The 20,964-nt window shown below is 71.7% G+C and carries 18 protein-coding genes; 13 read left to right on the top strand and 5 right to left on the bottom strand.

The window, feature by feature from the left end:
• Nucleotides 1-56: 56 nt before the first annotated feature.
• Entirely contained in the window at nucleotides 57-1,571 is a 1,515-nt protein-coding gene (locus AB0I89_RS24630) for a cell wall anchor protein (protein ID WP_357131129.1), read from the bottom strand.
• Nucleotides 1,572-1,877: 306 nt separating this feature from the next.
• Between AB0I89_RS24630 and rsmD the strand changes: the two genes are divergently transcribed.
• The 9 genes from rsmD to AB0I89_RS24585 all read left to right on the top strand — a co-directional run bounded on the left by rsmD (nucleotide 1,878) and on the right by AB0I89_RS24585 (nucleotide 9,822).
• A complete protein-coding gene (gene rsmD, locus AB0I89_RS24625) occupies nucleotides 1,878-2,441 on the top strand; it encodes a 16S rRNA (guanine(966)-N(2))-methyltransferase RsmD (protein ID WP_357131126.1) in 564 nt (187 codons plus the stop codon).
• Nucleotides 2,438-2,926, top strand: coding sequence for a pantetheine-phosphate adenylyltransferase (gene coaD, locus AB0I89_RS24620; protein WP_357131123.1), 489 nt, complete (start codon nucleotides 2,438-2,440; stop codon nucleotides 2,924-2,926). The genes rsmD and coaD overlap by 4 nt, the downstream gene beginning before the upstream one ends.
• Nucleotides 2,927-3,173: 247 nt before the next feature.
• Complete coding sequence (locus tag AB0I89_RS24615) at nucleotides 3,174-3,671, top strand: hypothetical protein (protein ID WP_234590503.1); 498 nt, start codon at nucleotides 3,174-3,176, stop codon at nucleotides 3,669-3,671.
• A gap of 111 nt (nucleotides 3,672-3,782) precedes the next feature.
• Nucleotides 3,783-4,346 (top strand): YceD family protein, encoded by a 564-nt coding sequence (locus AB0I89_RS24610; protein WP_355051548.1) that lies wholly within the window; start codon nucleotides 3,783-3,785, stop codon nucleotides 4,344-4,346.
• A 5-nt stretch (nucleotides 4,347-4,351) separates the two neighbouring features.
• Entirely contained in the window at nucleotides 4,352-4,525 is a 174-nt protein-coding gene (gene rpmF, locus AB0I89_RS24605; RefSeq protein WP_030335284.1) for a 50S ribosomal protein L32, read from the top strand.
• 111 nt (nucleotides 4,526-4,636) lie between these two features.
• Nucleotides 4,637-5,623 carry a phosphate acyltransferase PlsX gene (locus AB0I89_RS24600; protein ID WP_357131119.1) on the top strand — a complete coding sequence of 329 codons (987 nt, stop codon included), beginning with the start codon at nucleotides 4,637-4,639 and terminating at the stop codon, nucleotides 5,621-5,623.
• Entirely contained in the window at nucleotides 5,620-6,531 is a 912-nt protein-coding gene (gene rnc / locus AB0I89_RS24595) for a ribonuclease III (RefSeq protein WP_357131116.1), read from the top strand. The genes AB0I89_RS24600 and rnc overlap by 4 nt, the downstream gene beginning before the upstream one ends.
• The gene (gene mutM / locus AB0I89_RS24590) at nucleotides 6,524-7,381 is read left to right on the top strand and encodes a bifunctional DNA-formamidopyrimidine glycosylase/DNA-(apurinic or apyrimidinic site) lyase (protein ID WP_357131113.1); all 858 of its coding nucleotides are present in this window, start codon (nucleotides 6,524-6,526) and stop codon (nucleotides 7,379-7,381) included. Before rnc ends, mutM begins: the two co-directional genes overlap by 8 nt.
• Nucleotides 7,382-7,602: 221 nt before the next feature.
• Complete coding sequence (locus AB0I89_RS24585; RefSeq protein WP_357131110.1) at nucleotides 7,603-9,822, top strand: MMPL family transporter; 2,220 nt, start codon at nucleotides 7,603-7,605, stop codon at nucleotides 9,820-9,822.
• Between the two features lie 80 nt (nucleotides 9,823-9,902).
• On the opposite strand, the gene AB0I89_RS24580 is transcribed toward AB0I89_RS24585, so the two are convergent.
• Both AB0I89_RS24580 and AB0I89_RS24575 read right to left on the bottom strand, forming a co-directional pair.
• Entirely contained in the window at nucleotides 9,903-10,745 is an 843-nt protein-coding gene (locus AB0I89_RS24580) for an endo alpha-1,4 polygalactosaminidase (RefSeq protein WP_357131107.1), read from the bottom strand.
• A gap of 110 nt (nucleotides 10,746-10,855) precedes the next feature.
• Nucleotides 10,856-11,947 carry a CAP domain-containing protein gene (locus AB0I89_RS24575; RefSeq protein ID WP_357131104.1) on the bottom strand — a complete coding sequence of 364 codons (1,092 nt, stop codon included), beginning with the start codon at nucleotides 11,945-11,947 and terminating at the stop codon, nucleotides 10,856-10,858.
• Nucleotides 11,948-12,321: 374 nt separating this feature from the next.
• On the opposite strand from AB0I89_RS24575, the gene AB0I89_RS24570 reads away from it, so the two are divergent.
• From AB0I89_RS24570 to AB0I89_RS24555, 4 genes are all read left to right on the top strand, one after another.
• Entirely contained in the window at nucleotides 12,322-12,516 is a 195-nt protein-coding gene (locus AB0I89_RS24570; protein ID WP_007456482.1) for a hypothetical protein, read from the top strand.
• A 372-nt stretch (nucleotides 12,517-12,888) separates the two neighbouring features.
• Nucleotides 12,889-16,503 (top strand): chromosome segregation protein SMC, encoded by a 3,615-nt coding sequence (smc, locus tag AB0I89_RS24565; RefSeq protein ID WP_357131101.1) that lies wholly within the window; start codon nucleotides 12,889-12,891, stop codon nucleotides 16,501-16,503.
• Complete coding sequence (locus AB0I89_RS24560) at nucleotides 16,503-17,123, top strand: HAD-IA family hydrolase (RefSeq protein WP_357131098.1); 621 nt, start codon at nucleotides 16,503-16,505, stop codon at nucleotides 17,121-17,123. The genes smc and AB0I89_RS24560 overlap by 1 nt, the downstream gene beginning before the upstream one ends.
• Before the next feature lie 313 nt (nucleotides 17,124-17,436).
• A complete protein-coding gene (locus AB0I89_RS24555; protein ID WP_357131095.1) occupies nucleotides 17,437-19,650 on the top strand; it encodes a hypothetical protein in 2,214 nt (737 codons plus the stop codon).
• Nucleotides 19,651-19,894: 244 nt separating this feature from the next.
• Here the strand turns inward: AB0I89_RS24555 and AB0I89_RS24550 are convergent, their stop codons facing one another.
• Together AB0I89_RS24550 and AB0I89_RS24545 are read right to left on the bottom strand one after the other, a co-directional pair.
• Nucleotides 19,895-20,416, bottom strand: a complete 522-nt coding sequence (locus tag AB0I89_RS24550; RefSeq protein ID WP_357131092.1) for a DinB family protein — start codon at nucleotides 20,414-20,416, stop codon at nucleotides 19,895-19,897.
• Nucleotides 20,417-20,461: 45 nt separating this feature from the next.
• Nucleotides 20,462-20,956 (bottom strand): universal stress protein, encoded by a 495-nt coding sequence (locus AB0I89_RS24545; RefSeq protein ID WP_355051558.1) that lies wholly within the window; start codon nucleotides 20,954-20,956, stop codon nucleotides 20,462-20,464.
• Nucleotides 20,957-20,964 lie beyond the last annotated feature (8 nt).

Here is a 20,964-nt window from a genome sequence, read left to right as displayed (position 1 = left end):
GCTGGTCAATCAGCGCGTGGCGCCCCCCCCCCCCTCGGGCTTCAGCTCAGGTCAGGTCAGGCGGTGAAGGTCACCCGACGCCGACGGGCGATGACGAAGAGCACCGCGCCCGCGATCAGCAGGGCGACCGCGCCGGCGGCGATGCCGCCCGCCGCCGCACCGGTGACCGGGAGACCCGGCTCGTCGTCGCCGCCACCGCCGCCGCTACCGCCGCAGTTGCCCTCCGGCGTGTAGACAGCTTCCAGCTCCAGGTCCAGGTCCGGCAGGGCGACGAGCGCCGACTCGGCCTTGCCGGCCTTGAAGGTCACCGTCTCCGAAGCGCCGGCCGCGACCGTACGGGTCTCGGTCTTGTCGCCGTAGGTGAAGGTGGTCTTCACCGGCATGCCGCCCTCGGGGTTGGTGACGGTGAGGGCGAACTCCTTGCAGTCGGCCTTGGTGGTGACGGCCGGCAGCGGGCAGTCCTCGGGGCGCGCCCACGAGTAGGTGCCGTTCTCGATAACCTTGCCGTCGACCAGGACCTCGATCTTGCCGGCGTCGGCGGCGGGCACCACGATGCTGGTGTCGGCCTTGCCGGGCGCGACGGAGACCTTCTTGGTGAAGCCGTTCTCGCCCTTGACCTCGAACTCGACGGCGTACTTGCTGATCTTGCCGTCGTTGCTCAGCGACACGGCGACCGAACCGTCGCAGTTGGACGCGAAGGTCGAGGCCGGGGTGACGCAGCTCTTGCTACCGCCGTTGTACCAGCCCTGCGGGCCCTTGGAGCGGTTGCCCGGGGTGCCCGGCGAGCCGAGCTTCTTGTTGTCGTAGCGCTTGCCGCCGTCGACGATCTCGTCGATGACCTGGTCCTTGTCGCCCCAGATGAGGTCGACCTGGGTGTGGCAGTCCGGGATCTCGACGTTCAGCGTGATCTCGGTCTGGGTGGCGCTGACGAAGTCGCTGTCCGGCGTGCCGTACACGTACTGCGGGGTGGCGAACTGCGGCCGCGGCGCGAAGTACGACACCAGCGTGAAGTACTGCTTGCCCTCGCCGCAGAGCGGCAGGTCACCGTCGAGCTTGACGGTGGCGGTGCCCTTCGGGCCGTCGAAGGTGTGGCTGTACTTGGCCTTGTCGAGCTCGACGCACTTCGGGGCCGGAGCGCAGGACTGGTCGGCGGGGATGGTGATGCTGCCGTCGTTGGTGGCTTCCTGGCCGTTCTTCTTCCACTTGCCGAACACCACGAGCTTGGCGCTGGCGGTGTTGCCCGGCACCCGCTGGACGGCCTGCACGGAGCCGGCCTTCTTGATGACGTAGCCCTGCAGCGGCACCGCCTTGGCGCCCTCGACGGGCACGGTCACCGGCGTCGCCGGCTCCGCGGTCACCCGCTGGAGCGTCACGGCCTTGTCGCGCTCGCTGTTCTCCACGTTCCACGTGATCACGCGCTCGCCGGTCTGCTGGTCGCAGTCGACGGTGGCCTTGATCGTGGTGTGGTGCGCGCTGGCTGGGGCGGCCACCGCGACGACCCCGGTGAGGCCGACGATGGCGGCTCCCAGGATGGCCAGCGGTCGCCGGAGCGACAGCTTGGGACGGATCACGGGTACTCCTGGAGTGCTGAAGCGTCAGGGGTGTGGCACGGGAGAGACGGTGGACGGTCACCGCACGTCCGATTCGGAGAGGCGCCCTCCCGAGCCGTGGGCCGGCGGGTTGTCGCCGGCACCCGGCAGACCCTAGCGATATCGCCTCGCGTGAGACAGTGCTCAGGATTTGCTAAGACTGATGTTATGAACTTGAGATCATTGATATACGAGAAGTGATCACATGGTCCGCTTGGTGGTACCGACCGTGTCGGCCGTCGGGTCCGGCTGATCGCGTAGCGTCCTGGTCATGAGCAGGAGGAGACGGTGACCCGGATCGTGGCCGGGACGCTCGGGGGCCGGCGGATCGCCGCACCGCCCGGCGCCGGCACCCGGCCCACGTCCGACCGGGTTCGGGAGGCGCTGTTCAGCGCCGTCGAGTCCGAGGTCGACCTCGACGGCGCGCGCTTCGCCGACCTGTACGCCGGCTCCGGCGCGGTCGGGCTGGAGGCCCTGTCCCGGGGCGCCGGGCACGTCCTGCTGGTGGAGTCCGACCCGCGCGCCGCCCGGGTGATCCGGGAGAACGTGGCGACCCTGCGGGCCGGCTCGGCCGTACGCCTGGTGGCCGGCAAGGTGGCGACGGTGCTGGCCGCCGGTCCGGACGGCGGCGGGTACGACGTGGTGTTCGCCGACCCGCCCTACGCCGTGCCGGACGCGGAGATCACCGCGCTGTTGACGACGCTTGTCGACGGCGGCTGGCTGACGCCCGACGCCCTGGTGGTGGTGGAGCGGTCGCGCCGGACCAGGGACTTCGAGTGGGTGCAGGGGATCACCCCGCAGCGCAGTCGCCGGTACGGCGAGACCACCCTTTGGTACGGTCGCCGATCATGAGACGTGCGGTCTGTCCCGGCTCGTTCGACCCGGTCACCAACGGACACCTCGACATCATCGGCCGCGCCAGTCGGCTGTTCGATGAGGTGATCGTCGGCGTACTGGTGAACCAGTCCAAGAGCGGCCTGTTCACCGTCGACGAGCGGATCGACATGCTCCGCGAGGTGACCGCGTCGTACGAGAACGTGCGGGTCGAGTCGTTCCGCGGACTGCTCGTCGACTTCTGCCGGGCGCAGCAGGCGAGCGTCCTGATCAAGGGGCTGCGGGCGGTCAGCGACTTCGACTACGAGCTGCAGATGGCGCAGATGAACATCGGGCTGGCCGGCGTCGAGACGCTCTTCATGCCGACCAACCCGCTCTACTCGTTCCTCTCCTCCAGCCTCGTCAAGGACGTGGCCAAGTGGGGCGGCGACATCTCCGCGCACGTCCCTGACCCGGTCCGCGAGGCCCTCCAGTCCCGCCTGGGCCCCCCACCCCGGACCTGACCCCAGTACCTGACCCTCGCGCCGATCTTGCACTTACTGTTCCCGGATCGCCCCGTTTCGGGACGCTTTGCCGCGACCGAAAGTGCAAGATCGCCGCAGCAGGGGCGGGGAGTGACCATGTCGCGACGCGCCGGGTTGGGGTGGTGGGGGCTCGGGTGGGGCGGGCAGGCCATGATGGGCGCAGCGGGAAACCGGCCGTAGCCCGCATCATGGAGGTCGGCCGACGAACGACAGGGGTGAGGTACCGGTGGACCCGCTCGATCGCATCGACGAACTGATCGCCATGGTGGAGCAGGCGCGCTCCGTCCCGATGTCGCGGAACAACTGCATGGTCGACCGGGGCGAGATGATCGCCGCTCTGGACGAGATGCGCGCTGACCTCCCCGCCGACCTGCGTCGCGCCGCCGCGCTCCTGGAGGAACGCGACAAGATCATGGACGCGGGCAAGCGCGAGGCGGACCGGATCATCAGCGAGGGTGAGGCAGAACACGCCCGCCTCGTGTCGGTGAACGAGATCACCGTGTCGGCCGAGCACGAGGGCGCCCGGATCATCGCCGAGGCCCGTGCCGAGGCGCAGCGCCTGCGTGAGGAGGTCGACGACTACGTCGACACGGCGCTGGCCAACTTCGAGCAGTTCCTCACCCGGGCCCTCGCCTCGATAGAGCGTGGCCGCGACAAGATGCACGCGCTGCGGGAGATCGGCACCTTCGGTGGGGATGAGGCGGAACGCCCGCTACCCTTCTGAGCGGCACCTCACCAGCCGACATTCGCGCCTCAGGCGTCGCCCCCGGTTCGACGGCCGGGCGGTCGCCCAGGTAACCTTTTTTGTCGGCCTCTCACCGGCCGGAGTCTTACTATGCCCAAGCACTCGCCATCGACACTCGACCCCAGGTCGCCGCTGGTCCTCGACACGAGAGACCTGCCGCGCCGCCCTGGTGCGTTGCGTGAGGTCCAGCGGGTCGTGCCGGCACCGGTGGACCTCGGCGTGGAGTTGATCGCCGTACCGGAGGGCGCGGACCTCGACCTCGATCTGAGGTTGCAGTCGGTGTCCGAGGGTGTGCTCGTCTCGGGGACCATCACCGGTCCCGTCCGGGGCGAGTGCGGGCGCTGCCTGCGCGAGATCAACGAATCGATGGCCGTGACGATCCAGGAGCTGTACGCGTACGAGAACAGCACCACGGACGCCACGACCGACGAGGACGAGGTGGGCCGGATGCAGGGCGATCTGATCGACCTGGAGCCGGCGCTGCGGGACGCGTTGGTGCTCACGCTGCCGACCAACCCGCTCTGCCGGGAGGACTGCCCAGGACTGTGCCCCGACTGTGGGGCGCACTGGGACGATCTGCCGGCCGACCACAGTCACCAGCAGATCGACCCGCGTTGGGCGGGCCTGTCGCAAATGACCGTTACAGAGGAGTAAGAACCGTGGCCGTCCCGAAGCGCAAGATGTCGCGCAGCAACACCCGGTCCCGCCGGGCGAACTGGAAGGCGACCGTGGTCGCGACCGTCGCGTGCCCGCAGTGCAAGTCCCCGAAGCTGCCGCACGCCGCCTGCTCCGTCTGCGGCACCTACAACGGCCGCCAGGTTCTCGAGGTCTGACCTGGACGCCGAGTGACGCCCCCGACCCCAGGTCGGGCGGCGCGCGCATCCTGGCATTCGCCCGGTGCCCCGGCTCCCTCCGACGCCCGGCCCACTCCGGCCGGCGTACCGGTGGAGCCGGGCACCGCGCGGATCGCCGTTGACCTCCTCGGCGGGGACGACGCTCCCGCCGTCGTGGTTGACGGCGCTCTGCGGGCCATGCGCGCCGACCCTGACCTGCACCTGCTGCTCGTCGGTCCGACCGAGGTCGCCGACGGGCTGATCGCTGCCCTCGCCCCGGCCGAACGGGCCCGGATCACGGTCCGGCCGGTCCGCGCCGCCGTCGGTATGGCCGACCATCCCAGCGCCGCCCGCTCGGAGAGCACCGTCCGGGCCGCCGTCACGGCCGTCCGCGACGGCACCGCCGACGCCCTCGTCTCCGCCGGCGCCACCGGCGCCACGGTCACGGCTGCCGTGCTCGGCCTCGGGCGCTGGTCGGAGATCCGCCAACCCGCCCTGGTCGCCACCCTGCCCGCGGTCGCCGGGCCGGTGGTCCTGCTCGACGTGGGCGGCTCACTGGAGCCCCGCCCCGCCACCCTCGCCCGGCACGCCGTGCTCGGCGCCGCGTACGCCGCGGTGGCCCACTCGATCGCCGCGCCGCGGGTCGGCCTGCTCTCGGTGGGCACCGAGGCCGGCAAGGGCGATCGGGTACGCCGGGCCACCGACCCCCTGCTCGCCGTCGAACCGCTGCCCGGCGGGGCGCGCTACGTCGGGCTCGTCGAGGGGTACGACGTGGCCGTCGGCGCGCGCGCCGATGTGGTGGTCACCGACGGCTTCACCGGTAACGTGCTGCTCAAGGCGATCGAGGGCGCGTACGCGATGGCCGGCGGCCCACCCGCCGAGGGTGGCGCTCCCCGCGCGGCGGCCCTGCTGGGCGTCGCGGGGACCGTCGTCGTCTGTCACGGCTCCGCCCGGGCCGCTGACGTCGCCTCCGGCATCGCCCTCGCCGCTCACCTGTGGCGGCGGCGTGCCACCGATCTGGTCTCCGCGTTGCTCGACGGCGACGCCGCGACGGACCGCACCGACCGCCCCACCGACACCGAGGTACGCACATCATGAGCAACGACAAGCGGCGGCGGGCGTCCGTCGGTCACCTGGAAGCCGCGTTCGGCGTCAGCCTGGAGCCGGACCTGCTGCAACGCGCGCTGACCCACCGCTCGTACGCGTACGAGAACGGCGGCCTGCCGACGAACGAGCGACTGGAGTTCCTCGGCGACTCGGTGCTCGGCGTCGTGATCACCACCGCCCTGTTCCACAACCATCCGGACCTGCCCGAGGGGCAGTTGGCGAAGCTCCGGGCGAGCGTGGTCAACATGCGGGCGCTCGCCGACGTGGCCCGTGGCCTCGGCCCGGACGGTCTCGGCGCGTACCTGCTGCTGGGCAAGGGCGAGGAGACCACCGGTGGCCGGGACAAGGCGAGCATCCTCGCCGACACCCTGGAGGCGCTGCTCGGCGCGATCTACCTGCAGTACGGGCTGGACACCGCCGGGATCGTGATCCACCGCCTCTTCGACCCGCTGATGGCCGAGTCGGCCGGCCGGGGCGCCGCCCTGGACTGGAAGACCAGCCTGCAGGAGTTGACCGCCGCGCTCGGCCTGGGCGTGCCCGAGTACCGGATCGAGGGCACCGGACCGGATCACCTCAAGACGTTCACGGCCTGGGTCGTGGTGGCCGGCAACCGGTACGGCGGCGCGGAGGGGCGCAGCAAGAAGGAGGCCGAGCAGCGCGCCGCCGAGGCGGCCTGGCGGATGCTCTCGAACGAGCACGAGCAGGCCGACCAGGACAACGCGGCCGACCGGGACGCCTCGGCCCAGCACGAGCAGGCCGACCACGGCACGGCCGACCAGGGCGACGCGGCCGGGCCGTTGGAGCGCGCCGATCAGGCGACCCTGGCCGAGGAGGCCGACCACCTGGCGCAGGTCATGCCGGCCGACGTGGCGCAGGAACAGGGGTCCGGTCGTGCCTGAGTTGCCCGAGGTGGAGACCGTCCGGCAGGGGCTGGCCCAGTGGGTCACCGGCCGACGGATCGCCTCGGTCGAGGTCCGGCACCCGCGTGCCGTCCGGCGGCACGTACCCGGCGGCGCGCACTTCGCCGACGTGCTCGCCGGCCGGACGATCCTGGACGTCCGGCGGCGCGGCAAGTACCTGTGGCTTCCGCTGGACAGCGGTGACGCGGTGGTGGGGCACCTCGGCATGTCGGGTCAGTTGCTGCTCCAGCCGCCCGGCACCCCCGACGAGACCCACCTGCGGGTCCGGTTCCGGTTCGCCGACGACGGACCCGAGCTGCGCTTCGTCGACCAGCGCACGTTCGGCGGGCTCGCGGTGAGCGAGGGCGGCGCCGACCTGCCGGCCGAGATCGCGCACATCGCGCGTGACCCGATGGACCCGGAGTTCTCCGACGCGGCGTTCGTGGCCGCGCTGCGACGCCGGCGGACCGAGGTGAAGCGGGCCCTGCTCGACCAGACGCTGATCTCCGGGGTGGGCAACATCTACGCCGACGAGGCGCTCTGGCGTGCGCGGTTGCACGGCGCCCGACCGACCGACGCGCTCACCGGTCCGGCCGCCCAGCGCCTGCTCGGCCACGTCCGTGACGTGCTCGCCGAGGCCATCAAGGAGGGCGGCACCAGCTTCGACGCCCTCTACGTCAACGTCAACGGCGAGAGCGGCTACTTCGACCGCGCGCTGAACGCGTACGGCCGCGAGGGCGAGCCGTGCCGGCGCTGCGGCACGCCGATCCGGCGGGAGTCGTTCATGAACCGCTCCTCGTACAGCTGCCCGCGTTGCCAGCCCCGGCCTCGGGGTGCCCTTCGGGGATGACCCGGAGCCGGCTCCGGGTCGGTGCCGGCGGGTCGCGGCCGGACGCTCCGGGTAGTTCCCCGGCGTACGTCCGAATCGCGGGTTGATGCCCGCCCGGCGGACCCGCCGCCCCCGGTCGGACGATTCCGGGGCGGGCCGGGGCCGTTCCCCGATGTGACCGCCTCGTCACCCCCCTAACGTCAGCACGGTCGGCAGGGGGTCGACGTGACAGGGGGGCACTGATGGGCAGCAGACCGGTGACGGTGCGGATGGCGCGGTGGAGCGCCGAGCATCCGTGGCGGGCGATCGCGATGTGGATCGTGTTCGTGGCGGTGTGCTTCGTTGGGGGCAACGCCGCCGGCCTCAGCGAGGCCACCAGCGGTGACCAGGCGATCGGCGAGGCCGGGCGGGCGAGCCTCATCATCGACGGCGGGGCCTTCGACGACCCGGCCGTGGAGAACGTCCTCATCACCTCCCGGGGCGGCGCCCTGGACCCGGCCGTGGCGAAGGCGGCCGCCGACGATGCCGCCGCCCGGCTGCGTACGGTCACCGGGGTTGCCGAGATCGGCGCACCCGTCACCGCGCGGGACGGGTCGGCGCTGCTGCTGCCGATCACGATGTCCGGTGACCCGGAGACGGCGTCCGACCGGGTGCAGCCGTTGCGGGACGCCACCGCCGGGGTGCAGAGCGCGCACCCCCAGGTACGCGTCGAACAGGTCGGCGGGCCGTCGATCGGTCAGGCGCTCGACGACACCCTCGGCAAGGACTTCGAGCGGGCCGAACTGCTGAGCCTGCCGGTGACCCTGGCCATTCTGATCATCGCGTTCGGCGCGTTGATCGCGGCCAGCGTGCCGGTGCTGCTGGCGCTCTCGTCGGTCGCCGCGGCGATGGGTCTGTCCACGCTGGCCTCGCACCTGGTGCCGGCCACCGACACCACGTCACCGGTGATCCTGCTGATCGGCATGGCGGTGGGGGTCGACTACTCGCTGTTCTACATTCGCCGGGAGCGGGAGGAACGCGCCAAGGGCCGCTCCGGCCTGGACGCCGTGGAGATCGCCGCGGAGACCTCCGGGCATGCCGTGGTGGTCTCCGGGGTTGCGGTGATCATCGCGATGGCCGGGCTGTTCCTCGCCGGCGACGTCGTCTTCTCGTCGCTGGCCGTGGGTTCGATCCTGGTGGTGGCCGTCGCGGTGACCGGTTCGCTGACCGTGCTGCCCGCCCTGCTGGCCCGGCTGGGCCGCTGGGTCGACCGTCCCCGGGTGCCGCTGCTGTGGCGCCTCACCGCGCCGCGCACGGGACGGCACGGCGAGGCGCGTACGCCCCGGCTCTGGCCGACGGTGCTGCGTCCCGCGCTGCGGGCGCCGGTGGCGACGCTCGTCATCTCGGTCGGTCTGCTGCTCGCGTTGGCCGCGCCGGCGCTCGGCATGAAGCTGAAGTTCCCCGGCATGGAGGACCTGCCGCGCACCACACCGGCCATGCAGGCGTACGACCGGCTCACCGCAGCCTTCCCGAGCACCGGCACCAATCACGTGGTGGCCGTGCGCGCGCCGGCCGACCAGGCCGACCGGGTGGGCGCGGCCCTCACCGACCTGGCCGCCCGCGCCTCCGCCGATCCGCTGTTCGCCCCCACGGAGGCGGACGGCCCGAAGATCAAGGTGTCGGCCGACCGGCGGGTGTCGGTGCTGGACGTCGCCACCCCGTACGCCAGCCGCGACGACCGGTCGGTGCAGTCGCTGGAGAAGCTGCGCGCCGACCTGGTCCCGGCCGAGCTGCGAGGCATCCCCGGCATCGAGTACGCGGTGGGCGGCAGCGTGGCCGACAGCGAGGACTACGCGGCGCACGTCCGCGACAAGCTGCCGCTGGTGATGGGCTTCGTGCTGGCGCTCACGTTCCTCGTCATGACGCTCACCTTCCGCTCGGTCGTGGTGGCGGCCAGCTCGATCGTGCTGAACCTGCTCTCGGCGGGCGCCGCGTACGGGCTGCTGGTGCTTGTCTTCCAGGGTGACTGGGCCGAGGGACTGCTCGGCTTCACGTCGATGGGGGCGATCGTCTCCTGGCTGCCGCTGTTCCTGTTCGTGGTGCTGTTCGGCCTCTCGATGGACTACCACGTGTTCGTGGTGAGCCGGATCCGCGAGGGGGTACGGGCCGGTATGTCCAACCGGGACGCGGTCTCGTACGGCATCACGTCGTCGGCCGGGGTGGTGACCAGCGCGGCGATCGTGATGGTCGGGGTGTTCTCGATCTTCGCCACGTTGAGCACGATCGACATGAAGCAGCTCGGCATCGGTCTGGCGGCGGCGATCCTGCTGGATGCCACGATCATCCGGGGTGTGGTGCTGCCGGCTCTGATGACCATGCTCGGGGACGCGAACTGGTGGGCGCCGCGGTTCCTGCGCCGGCGTCCGGAGCCTGCTCCCACCGACCCGCCGACCTCCGCCCCGGAGCTGGTGCCCGTCTCCTGAGCAGCAGATCGTTCCCCGTGCCGGGCCGCGACTCGCGGCCCGGCACGTGCCTTACCGGCGTGCACGGGGGCGCCGGGCGGTCACGGCAGCGGGCAGGGCTCCCGCCAGGCGTCCAACTCCCGGTCCTTGCGGATCGACGCGAAGCCGTAGCCGACCGTGGTGACGCAGAAGTCGTCGGTCGTGCCGACGTACTCGACGTGGAAGACCGGTTTGCCGGCGTCCGCGAACGGCAGCAGCTTGGCGCACTGGTCGAGCCGGACGCACTCCTCGTTGACCACGAAGTCGAAGTCGGGTGCCAGGGCCGCGAGCTGCGGCACGTCGTTGACCAGCCCGGGGGAGAGGTCCAGCGACCGGGCCAGGCGGGCCAGCCGGCGGTTGAACAGCAGTTGGTCGTCGAAGGCCAGGGGGAAACCGCTGCGGTGCGCGTACCCGTCGGCGTCGGCCAGCGCCACCGCGCCGAAGCCCTTGCCCCGGCACAGCCGGAACCGGTCGGTCAGCACCGGCTCCAGCGCGTCCCAGGCCCGTACGTCCAGCCACCGACTGCCGGACTGTCGACCGGGAGCGCCGAGCGCGACGGCGGGCAGTCGGCTGGCGTCCGGGTCGGTCGGGCGCACCGTGCCGACCGCCACCTGGCAGATCAGCCGTCGGTCCCGGGCGCGCAGCTCGGCCGTCTGCGCCGCCGTGGTCGCCACCGGGTCGAGCAGGAAGACGTCCGCGTCCACCGTCTCGTCGAGCGGGCCGTCGAGTTGCCACTGCCACTGCCAGTGGCGGGACTGGGCGGCCGGCCAGGGGGTGGGCGCGCCGGGCGGGGTCAGCTCGCGCCGGCAGCCGTACGCCGGCAGCACCAGGACGAGCGCGACGGCGGCCGACGCGATCCGGCGTAGCGGGCGTGCGGCGCGACGTCGCCGCGGCCGGATCCGCATCGGCAGCTCCCGGGTCCCGGGCGGCCCGTCGCCGCCCCCACCGGCACGCCGCCGTGTACCCCGGCGTACCCAACCGGGTCAACGAGCGCGGGGGCGCGGACGACGCGCGGTCAGCGCGGCGCCGCGAAGACCTGCGTCCAGTACGGCCCGTCGCTGCTGGCGATGCCGACGCCGATCTCGGTGAACGCGCAGTTCAGGATGTTGGCGCGGTGCCCGGAGCTGTTCATCCAGGCATCCATCACGGCGGCCGGCGTCTTCTGGTTCCACGCCACGTTCTCGCCGTAGGTGCGCCACGCGTAGCCGACGCGGTCCAGCCGGACGCCCGTGTCGCTGCCGTCGCTGCCGGTGTGCGTCATCTTGCTGTGGTCGGCCTGGTCCTGGCTGTGCCGCTGCGCGGCGGTCATCAACTTGTCGTCGATGCTGAGCGCCTTGCAGCCGGCCTTGGCCCGCTCGGCGTTGACCAGGTCCACCACCTCGCGGGCCTGGTCGCTGACGGTGCCGCTGGCGGTGCTCGGCGCGGTGCTGCGATCGACGCTGCGGCGGGACGTGGCGGTGGTCCGCGACGAGGCGGGGGTGGGCTTGACGACCTTGCTCGGCGACGGGCTCGGCCGTGCCGGGCTGGGCGAGCTGGTCGCCGACGGTGGGGCCGGGGTGTCGCTGGTCGCCTGCTCGGTGGGGACCGCGGGCGCGGCGGCGACGGTGTCGTCGACGGCGGTCGGCTCGTCGGCCGTGCCGTTGCCGCCGGGCATCGCGAGCGCGCCGACGCCGATGCTCACCACGAGGGTGGCCGTCGCGGCCGCGCCGCCGATCATGAGCGGGCGACGCCAGTTCCGCGGCGAGCGGTGCCGTCCGGTGCCGGTCCGCCCGTCGCCGGCGGCCGCCGTGTTCCGGCCTCCGGTGGGGTACGCGTCGGTCCCGGCGCGCCACCCGTCCGTGACCTCAGTCGCCCGGGTGTCACCGGTCGGTTCGTCGCCTCGGGCGTGTCCCGGCCAGCTCGTGGTCGGCGCGTCCACGGGGGCGGCTTCCCAGCGGGGGGAGGGCTCGGCGGCGTGCCACTCGTCAGCGGGCTGGTCGGGGTCGTCCCCGAACAGGTACGCCGAGCGGGGCTCCGGGCGGTCTGTCAGCCAGTCCGGCTCGTCGGTCGGCCGCTCGGCGCGCCGGGCGGCGCCGTTCGGGTCCATCGGGTCGGTCCAGCCGTACACGCCTCTGCCTCCACGGGGTCGGTTGTGGGCCCGGGTGACGCTACGACTCGCCCGCGACCTGCGGCAACGTGGCTAAGGAAGAGTTAAGAGGAAGTCGGACGCCAAGGCGGTGACTTCCGGGAATACGGGCGTACAGTAAAGGCGTCCGGACAGAGCGTGTCCGTGCCTTGCGGCAGCCCCCCCGACAAGTGGACAGGTCGACGTGGAGATGATCTACGGCCTGCGAGAACTTGACGAAGGAGGGGTTTGCGGCTCAATATATAGGTGTCGCCAGTCGCGCCCGGTCATGCCCAGATACACCTGGAATGACAGCCGCGTACTTAATGGGCGCGCGCTTGGCCGGCCTTTCCGGCAGCGCATATCAAGGAGTCAGCATGGCGAAGGCCCTCTACGGCCACGTAGGTGCAGCGCCCGACCGGCGTCTGCTCGACGAGGTCACCCGACTGCGTGCCAGGGTTCAGGCACTGGAGTTCGAGATCACGCGTCTGCGTGCCGACAATGATCGGCTCGCGGCGGCTGCGGCGGAAGCGGACGACCTGCTCCGTCTCGCCGAGCCGGCGCTGACCTGATCTTCGGGGTTGGAAAACTGAATCGCAGCACCACCGCAAAAATGCGCGCCGACACTCGTGTGCCGGCGCGCAACGCTGTCCGGCCCCTTTCACGGCCGACGATTTATGATCTTGTAACTGGCTCGCTCTCAAGCGCTCCCGCAGTTTCGACAGAACGCCGGCTGGCACCTTTCGATCATGAGCGGTGTTTGTCTTTCCGCCACCGCCGCGACGAGACCAGGGCCACCTCCCGCCTGACGGGGAGCGCGGGTCGTCGCCCCGGCCGGGGCGGGTCGCGTGCCGGGCGGGTGCCGTCACCGGGTTAGTCTGCGGGTTCACCCAGGTCCCCGCAGCCGGCGACGGTACGGCGGCCACCGGACGAGGATCGAGAAGGTGTATCTCAAGAGCCTGACGGTGAAGGGCTTCAAGTCCTTCGCCTCCGCCACGACGTTGAAGCTGGAGCCCGGGATCACCTGCGTGGTGGGCCCGAACGGCTCCGGCAAGTCGAACGTCGTCGACGCCATCGCCTGGGTGCTCGGCGAACAGGGCGCCAAGGCGCTGCGCGGCGGCAAGATGGAGGACGTCATCTTCGCCGGCACCGCCGGCCGTGCCCCGCTGGGCCGCGCCGAGGTCACCCTCACCATCGACAACACCGACGGCGCGCTGCCGATCGAGTACACCGAGGTCTCCATCACCCGCCGGATGTTCCGCTCGGGCGAGAGCGAGTACGAGATCAACGGCAACACCTGCCGACTTCTCGACATCCAGGAGCTGCTGTCCGACTCCGGCATCGGCCGGGAGATGCACATCATCGTCGGGCAGGGCCGCCTGGACGGCATGCTGCACGCCAAGCCGGAAGACCGCCGCTCGTTCATCGAGGAGGCGGCTGGCGTCCTCAAGCACCGCAAGCGCAAGGAAAAGGCGCTGCGCAAGCTCGACGCGATGCAAACCAACCTGAACCGGCTCACCGACCTCACCGCCGAGCTGCGCCGTCAGCTCAAGCCGCTCGGCCGGCAGGCCGAGGTCGCCCGCCGGGCGGCCGCCATCCAGGCCAACCTGCGCGACGCCCGGCTGCGGCTGCTCGCCGACGACCTGGCCACCCTGCGGACCACGCTCGACCGGGAGATCGCCGACGAGACCGCGCTGCGGGAGCGTCGCGAGCAGATCGAGGGCGAACACGCCGAGGTGCAGGGCCGGCTCGGCGAGTTGGAGGCCGCCCTCGCCGAGGACGCGCCGCTGCTCGCCGCGGCGCAGGACACCTGGTACAAGCTGTCCGCGCTGCAGGAGCGGTTCCGCTCGATCGAACAGCTCGCCCGGGAGCGGCTGCGGCACCTCAGCGCCAGCGGCGACGACGAACGGCCCGGCCGCGACCCCGACCAGTTGGAGGCCGAGGCCGAGCGCGTCCGCGAGCAGGAGGATGAGCTGCGCGCGGCGCTCACCGACGACCAGATCCGGCTGGCCGAGGCGGTCGAGCACCGCCAGGAGCTGGAACGGCAGCTCGCCGCCGCCGAGCGCGAGCTGGTCGCCGCCGCCAAGGCCATCGCCGACCGACGCGAGGGCCTGGCCCGCCTCACCGGCCAGGTCAACTCGGCCCGCGCCCGGACCACCAGCGCCGGTGAGGAGATCGAACGCCTCGCCGTCGCGCACGCCGACGCGCTGGGTCGCGCCGAACAGGCGCAGGCCGACCTGGACGAGGTCGCCGCCCAGTCCACCGAGGCGGACCGGGACAACGCGGACCTGGACGCCCGGCACGCCGAGGCGCTCGCCGTCCAGGAGCGCGCCCAGGCGGCCGTCCGGTCGCTTGCCGACGCCGAGCGGGCCGCGGAGAAGGACGCCGCCACCTGGAAAGCCCGCGAGGAGGCCCTGGCGCTGGGCCTGCGGCGCAAGGACGGCGCCGGGGCGCTGCTGGCCCGCGCCGGGGACGTACCCGGCCTGCTCGGCAGCCTGGCCGGGCTGCTCACCGTCGCGCCCGGACACGAGGCCGCGTTGGCCGCCGCGCTCGGCGGTCTCGCCGACGCGGTCGCCGTCAGCGGGGTGGACGAGGCCGTCGAGGCGATGCGGCTGCTCAAGATCTCCGACGCCGGGCGGGCCGGTCTGCTGGTCGGCAGCCCCGCCGGGCCCGGCATGACCGGATCGGCCGACGCGCTGCGCCCGAAGCTCCCCGACGGCGCCCGCTGGGCTCCCGACCTGGTGGAGTGCGCGCCCGACATCCGGCCGGCGGTGCACCGGGCGCTGCGGGACGTGGCGCTCGTCGACGATCTCGCGGCGGCGGCCGAGCTGGTCGCCGGCAACCCCGAGCTGCGGGCCGTCACGCCGGACGGTGACGTGGTCGGGGCGTACGCGGCGGCCGGCGGGTCGGCCAAGGCGCCCAGCTACATCGAGGTGCAGGCGGCCGTCGAGGAGGCCCGCGCCAACCGGCTCACCGCCGAGCGGACCGGCGCGGAGCTGCGCGACCAGCTCGTCGAGGCGCGCGCCGAGGTGACGACCGCGAAGGAGGCCGTGCAGCACGCCGCCGCCGAGAAGCGGGAGGCGGAGAGCCACCGCAACGCCGCCGCCCGCCGGCTCGCCGAGCTGGGCGCGGCCGCCCGTTCCGCCAAGGCGGAGACCGACCGGCTCGGGGAGTCCCACGCGCGCGCCGAGGCCGCCCGGCAGCGGGATCTCGCCACGCTCGACGAGCTCCAGGAGCGGCTGCGGCTGGCCGAGGAGACCCCGGTCGATGCCGAGCCCTCCACCGAGGAGCGGGACCAGCTCGCCGCCATGGTGCCGCAGGCCCGGCAGAACGAGATGGAGGTCCGGCTCGCGGTGCGTACCGCCGAGGAGCGCGTCTCCTCGATCGCCGGCCGGGCCGACTCGCTCGCCCGGCAGGCCACCGCGGAACGTGCCGCGCGCGAACGCGCCGCCGCCCGGCGGGCCGCGCGCGCCCGGGGCGCGGGCATCGCCCGGGCCGTGGCGGGCGGAGCGCGCGCGGCGCTCACCCGGCTCACCACGTCGATCGCGACGGCCGAGCAGCACCGCGACGCCGTCGCGCGCGAACGCGCCGCCCGCGAGGCGGAGCTTCAGGAGGTACGCGGAGCGGCCAAGCGCCTCGGCGCCGAGCTGGAGCGGCTGACCAGCCAGGTGCACCGCGACGAGGTGGCCCGCGCGGAGCAGCGGCTGCGGATCGAGCAACTGGAGGCGAAGGCCGCCGAGGACTTCGGGCTGGACGTGGAGACCCTCGTCGCCGAGTACGGCCCGAGCCAGCTCGTCCCACCGACCCAGGTCGACGTGGCCGCCGCCGAACGCGACGGTCTGCCGGTGCCCGAGCCGGTGCGCTACGAGCGGCCGGTGCAGGAGAAACGGGCCGCCAAGGCGGAACGCGAACTCGCCCTGCTCGGCAAGGTCAACCCCCTCGCGTTGGAGGAGTTCGCGGCGCTGGAGGAGCGCTTCAAGTTCCTCTCCGAGCAGTTGGAGGACCTCAAGGCCACCCGACGGGACCTGCTCACCGTCGTCAAGGACGTGGACGAGCGGATCCTGGAGGTCTTCGCCAGCGCCTTCGAGGACACCGCGCGCGAGTTCCAGCAGGTGTTCACGGTGCTCTTCCCCGGCGGCGAGGGCCGGCTCATCCTCACCGACCCCGAGGACCTGCTCACCACCGGCGTCGAGGTCGAGGCCCGCCCGCCGGGCAAGAAGATCAAGCGCCTGTCGCTGCTCTCCGGTGGCGAGCGGTCGCTGACCGCCGTGGCCATGCTCGTGGCGATCTTCCGCGCCCGGCCCAGCCCGTTCTACATCATGGACGAGGTGGAGGCGGCCCTGGACGACGTGAACCTGGGCCGGCTCATCACGCTGCTGGCACAGTTGCGGGAGAAGAGTCAGCTGATCGTCATCACGCACCAGAAGCGGACGATGGAGATCGCCGACGCGCTCTACGGGGTGACCATGCGCAGCGGGGTCACCCAGGTGATCAGTCAACGGCTCAACCGAACCGACGAGGACGACCAGCGGCCCGGCCGCGGCGAGGAGAACGGGTAGTGGCTCGGGAACGCGCGAAGGCGCTCCTGCTGGACTTCGACGGCGTACTGCGCCGGTGGGACCCGGCGGTGGCCGCCGACGTCGAGCGGGAGTACGGCCTCTCCGAAGGGGTGCTCACCGAGATCGCCATGCAGTGGGGGAGGCTCCAGCCGGTGCTCACCGGCCAGGTCAGCCACGCCGACTGGGTGAGCAGCGTGGCCGACGCGCTCGCTGAGCCGGCCGGCGGGCCGGACCGGGCCCGCGCGGCCGTCGAGCAGTGGCAGCGCTACCGGGGCGAGGTGGACACCGAGGTGCTCGACTTCGTCCGGGAGGTGCGCGCCGCCGGCATTCCCGTCGGCCTGGGCACCAACGCCACCGACCTGCTCGACGCCGACCTCGCCGTGCTCGGCCTGGTCGGCGAGTTCGACGTGGTGGTCAACTCGTCCACCCTCGGCGTGCACAAGCCCGCTCCGGAGTACTTCCAGGCCGCCTGCCAGGCGCTGGCCACCCCACCGGCCCGGGTGCTCTTCGTCGACGACGAGGACTGGGCGGTACGGGGCGCCCGCGCCGCCGGGCTGTCGGCCCACCGCTGGGGCGGCCACGCCGACCTGCGCTACCTGCGGGCCGCGCTGGCGGCGTGAGGAACGATCAGCGCAGGCCGGGGACCTGGGTGACCGTGAACGGCCGGGCTGGACTGGGCGCGTGGAGCTGACTGTTCCCAGTGCAGACGGCCGGCGGTGGTCGGTGACTGCGACCGGCCCCCTCCAGCGGTCAGCCCGGGTACGTGTCCGGGCACGCCGGCAGGAACGGCCGTAGCTCCCGGCCCCGCATTGATTCGACTTGACCCGGTGACGCGGTGAACTTTCGTGATGGGCGCACCGTAGGGGAGTTGGACCCGGCCACCCGTACGAGAGGAGCAGAAACATGCCCCGACGCCCCAGAGCTTATGATCCGATGGCCTACGACGAGGTCATCGCCGACCCTGGCGTCGCCGATGCCCGCCTCGTGATGGCCTGGGCACACGCCTCCGGCAGATTGAATCCCAAAACCAGGAAATACACTGACCTGAACCAGAAAGTGTTGGACGACTTTGCCGATTCTCACGGGCTCCCCTCCGGCTACTACACACTGAAGCGGAAGGGTTCCGAACACCTCCTGCAGGACCATCCTGAGCGTGCCCCTGGCGGCGTCAACCTGGGAGCTGTGGCAGCTCAGCGAATTCGACCGCCCGCCGGATGGGGGCGTGTTTTCACAGCGGCGGCGTATCAGGAGGTCATTGATTTACCTGGGCTCGCCGATCCCCTGCTAGTAGCGGCCTGGGCGCATGAAACGGGTCGTCTGTCCCGCTTGGACATAGCCAGGGTGACTCCGGGGGTGGTGAACGATTTTGCCACCGCACACGGGCTACCCGCAGGCTCGTACACCCTCATCTACAGCGGCGAAGGCTCGGTCTACTCGCCGAAGTCTTACCGGCTGCAATCGAACCCGGATCTTTTTCCCGGCGGCGCGGACCCAAATTCTGCGGCACCCATCAGGATCCGCCCACCCGACGGCTGGGGGCGAAATTATGAAAGGCTGGCTTACGATGAGGTCATCGACAACCCAGAAGTCGCCGATGTCAAACTCCTCGTAAGATGGGCGCGGGCGACCGGCCGACTCCCCGCTTCGGGAACAATCGACAAAGTTGGCCGGGACATGTTGGTGGACTTCGCCGCCGACCACGGGCTCCCCCCGGCCTCATACACCCTCACCTACGACGGTCGCGGCAGCGCCGTATCGACGAAGTCATATCGGCTGCGGGCACACCGCGAGAATTTCCCCAACGGTGCCGATCGAGCGTGGGCAGCGGCGAAGAGGATGCAGTTTTCCCTCGCGGGGGAAAAACCCTATGCGCCGGCCGCCTACCTGGACGTCATATTCAGCCCCGGCATCGTCGACGGCCGGCTCGCCTTGGCCTGGGCGCGGGAGACCGGCCGACTCGCTGACCCGAAATCTGGACTGGCGAACTTGAGACAGGGGGTGTTGAACGACTTCGCCACTGCCCACGGATTGCCCAACGGGTATTACACTCTCGCCAAAGTGGGTCGTGAATATTTCGTGGAGTCACACCCGGACCGCGCGCCCTATGGTGCCGACATGACCCAGGCGGCAGCTCAAAAAATTCCCCTGCCCGCCGGCTGGGTGAGAACCTTTACGCCCGCCGCCTACCAGGAAGTCATCGACAATCCATGCATCGTCGATGACCGACTCCTGCAAGCCTGGGCTCGCGACACCGGCCGGCTCGCCCACGCCAGCAGTTCAAACATGACCGTGGCTGTGTTGAACGATTTCACCGATGCCCATGGACTCCCCAGAGGTTCGTACACCCTGCCCAGAGAGGGCGGGAACTGCTTCCTACAGTCACACCCCGACCGCTTCCCCTATGGTGCCAACCCGGAACAGGCGGCGGCGGCCAGGATCAGTCTGCCGGCGGGCTGGCGACCGGGCGTTCCCGCCGAGGCGCGCCAGCACGACCAGGTTCTCGACCCGCTTGGCAACCGGCTGCCCGCACCAGGAGCACCCGCCCTTGCCTATTCGGCGCCCTCCGGGCAGTACGCCGCCGACCCTGCGCCGCAGGGCGACTATGCGCAAAATCCGTACGAGTTTGCGTCCTCGGCGCAATTCCAGTACGCCGGTCCAGGACCGGCAGGACCGGATCTGAGGTACCCGAGCGTAAATCCCTATGCGGTCGAGGCCCAGCCGCCGCTCGCGCTCCAACGATCCCATCCCTCCCACGACGTCAGTGGGTACACATCTGACTACGGGACGAGCGCGTCCTACGGCTTCAACCAGCCCACCACCGATGCCTCCCGATACACCGGATACTCCGAGAGCGGAGGTCCCAACCCTTCCTCCGCCGGCCCGAGCCTGTCCAATTACCACGACTACGCCCGAGTCGTCAGCGCGCCGAACTATCAGTACGGCAGCAGCAGCGTCAACCAGGAAGCCATCAGCTACACGACACAACAGATGGACTCCATGAGCATCACGACCAACAGTTGGCAGCATGACGTGGCAGGCGTCCAGTCATCAGCGCGCCCGGCGAACCAACAGGCCGACTACAGCTTCGACGAAGTGCGGCCACCGACTCCCGAACAGGGGCGCAGAAAACACCGCCGACGCCGTTAGCTGTCGAAGACCGTCGCAGGCGCACCCTGGCGCGGTCAGACGCGCGGCGGCGAGGTCGGGGCTACCCGGCCCCGACCTGGGCTGTCCCGCCGCCCGGACTCCGCCTCGGCTCGACCGCCCTTATGAAACAGGCCCTGGAAGCGGGTGGCTGGGCCCGCCTGGTGCCGACCTACCCGACCCCGCCGGTTCGTCGGTGCTGCCTACGCCGCTGGGCGCGCACACGCTGGCGGCCGGGCGGATGGGGTCACTCGCCGGTGACGCCGTCGATGCGTTCCCGGATCAGGTCGGCGTGGCCGTTGTGCCGGGCGTACTCCTCGATCATGTGCACGTACAACCAGCGCAGGTTGAAGGTGCGCTTCTTGCTGCCGACCTCGATGAACGTCTCGTCGAGGGAGTGCCCGGCGGCGACCGCGCGGGCCAGTGCCACCTCCCGGTGGAAGGTGGCGAAGTCCGCCTCGGCGTCGGCGGCGCTCACGTCGTGGTCGGCGTCCGGGTTCTCGGGCGTGAAGTACGGGTAGTCGACCCGCTCGCCGGCGAAGCACTCCCGGAACCACCACGCCTCCACCTCGGCGAGGTGCCGGACGAGGCCGAGCAGGGTCAGCCCGGACGGCTCGACGCTCGGCGTGCGCAACTGCTCCTCGGTGAGGCCCGCGCACTTGAGCAGCAGTGTCTGCCGGTGGTAGTCGAGCCAGCCGTCGAGCATCGTGCGCTCGTCGCCGACGTACGGTTCGGGGGTCCGGGTGAGCTCCGGTGCGGTCCACGTCATGGCGCGCATCCTGCCCGGGACGTGGGACAACACGCGACGGGTTATTCAGGGCACCACGACGACGGGCCAGTGCCCCTTGCGAACCAGCCGGGTGGCGACCGAGCCGACCAGCCGGTGCCCGGCCTGTTCGGACGCGCCCACCACGACCATGTCGGCCCGGAACTCGTCGGCCGCCGCACACAGCTCGGCGTACGCGTCGCCGCGTCGGCACAGCAGCGTCACCGGAATGCCCAGCTGCTCGGCCCCGCGTCGGCACTCCCGGCGCAGCTCGTCGGCCAGCTCGTCGTGGGTGCGCTGGACCGCGCCGGCGTCCATCCCGGGCACCAGGGAGGTGAGGCCGCTCGCCGAGCTGACGAAGACCACCACGAGCGCGGCGCCCTGGCGGCGGGCCAGCCCTGCGGCGTAGGAGCCGGCCCGCCCGGAGGTGCGGGTGCCGTCGACGCCCACCATGATCACCCTCGGGCCGTCGGTGCCGCGCTCGAAGGGAAGCGAGCTGACCCGGGGGCCGTACTCCTCGCGGTCCGGTGCTCCCACGCCCATGGCTCTAC

It is taken from the genome of Micromonospora sp. NPDC049801 (genome assembly GCF_040656575.1).
Taxonomy (GTDB): Bacteria; Actinomycetota; Actinomycetes; order Mycobacteriales; family Micromonosporaceae; genus Micromonospora.
This window is presented reverse-complemented; position numbering and strand designations above follow the sequence as displayed.

Coding starts and splice junctions, on each gene's coding strand:
- AB0I89_RS24610 (WP_355051548.1), top strand. CDS start 3,783: ATGCCCAAGCACTCGCCATCGACACTCGACCCCAGGTCGCCGCTGGTC.
- rnc (WP_357131116.1), top strand. CDS start 5,620: ATGAGCAACGACAAGCGGCGGCGGGCGTCCGTCGGTCACCTGGAAGCC.
- AB0I89_RS24555 (WP_357131095.1), top strand. CDS start 17,437: ATGGCCTACGACGAGGTCATCGCCGACCCTGGCGTCGCCGATGCCCGC.
- AB0I89_RS24570 (WP_007456482.1), top strand. CDS start 12,322: ATGGCGAAGGCCCTCTACGGCCACGTAGGTGCAGCGCCCGACCGGCGT.
- coaD (WP_357131123.1), top strand. CDS start 2,438: ATGAGACGTGCGGTCTGTCCCGGCTCGTTCGACCCGGTCACCAACGGA.
- AB0I89_RS24545 (WP_355051558.1), bottom strand. CDS start 20,956: ATGGGCGTGGGAGCACCGGACCGCGAGGAGTACGGCCCCCGGGTCAGC.
- AB0I89_RS24585 (WP_357131110.1), top strand. CDS start 7,603: ATGGGCAGCAGACCGGTGACGGTGCGGATGGCGCGGTGGAGCGCCGAG.
- AB0I89_RS24580 (WP_357131107.1), bottom strand. CDS start 10,745: ATGCGGATCCGGCCGCGGCGACGTCGCGCCGCACGCCCGCTACGCCGG.
- AB0I89_RS24550 (WP_357131092.1), bottom strand. CDS start 20,416: ATGACGTGGACCGCACCGGAGCTCACCCGGACCCCCGAACCGTACGTC.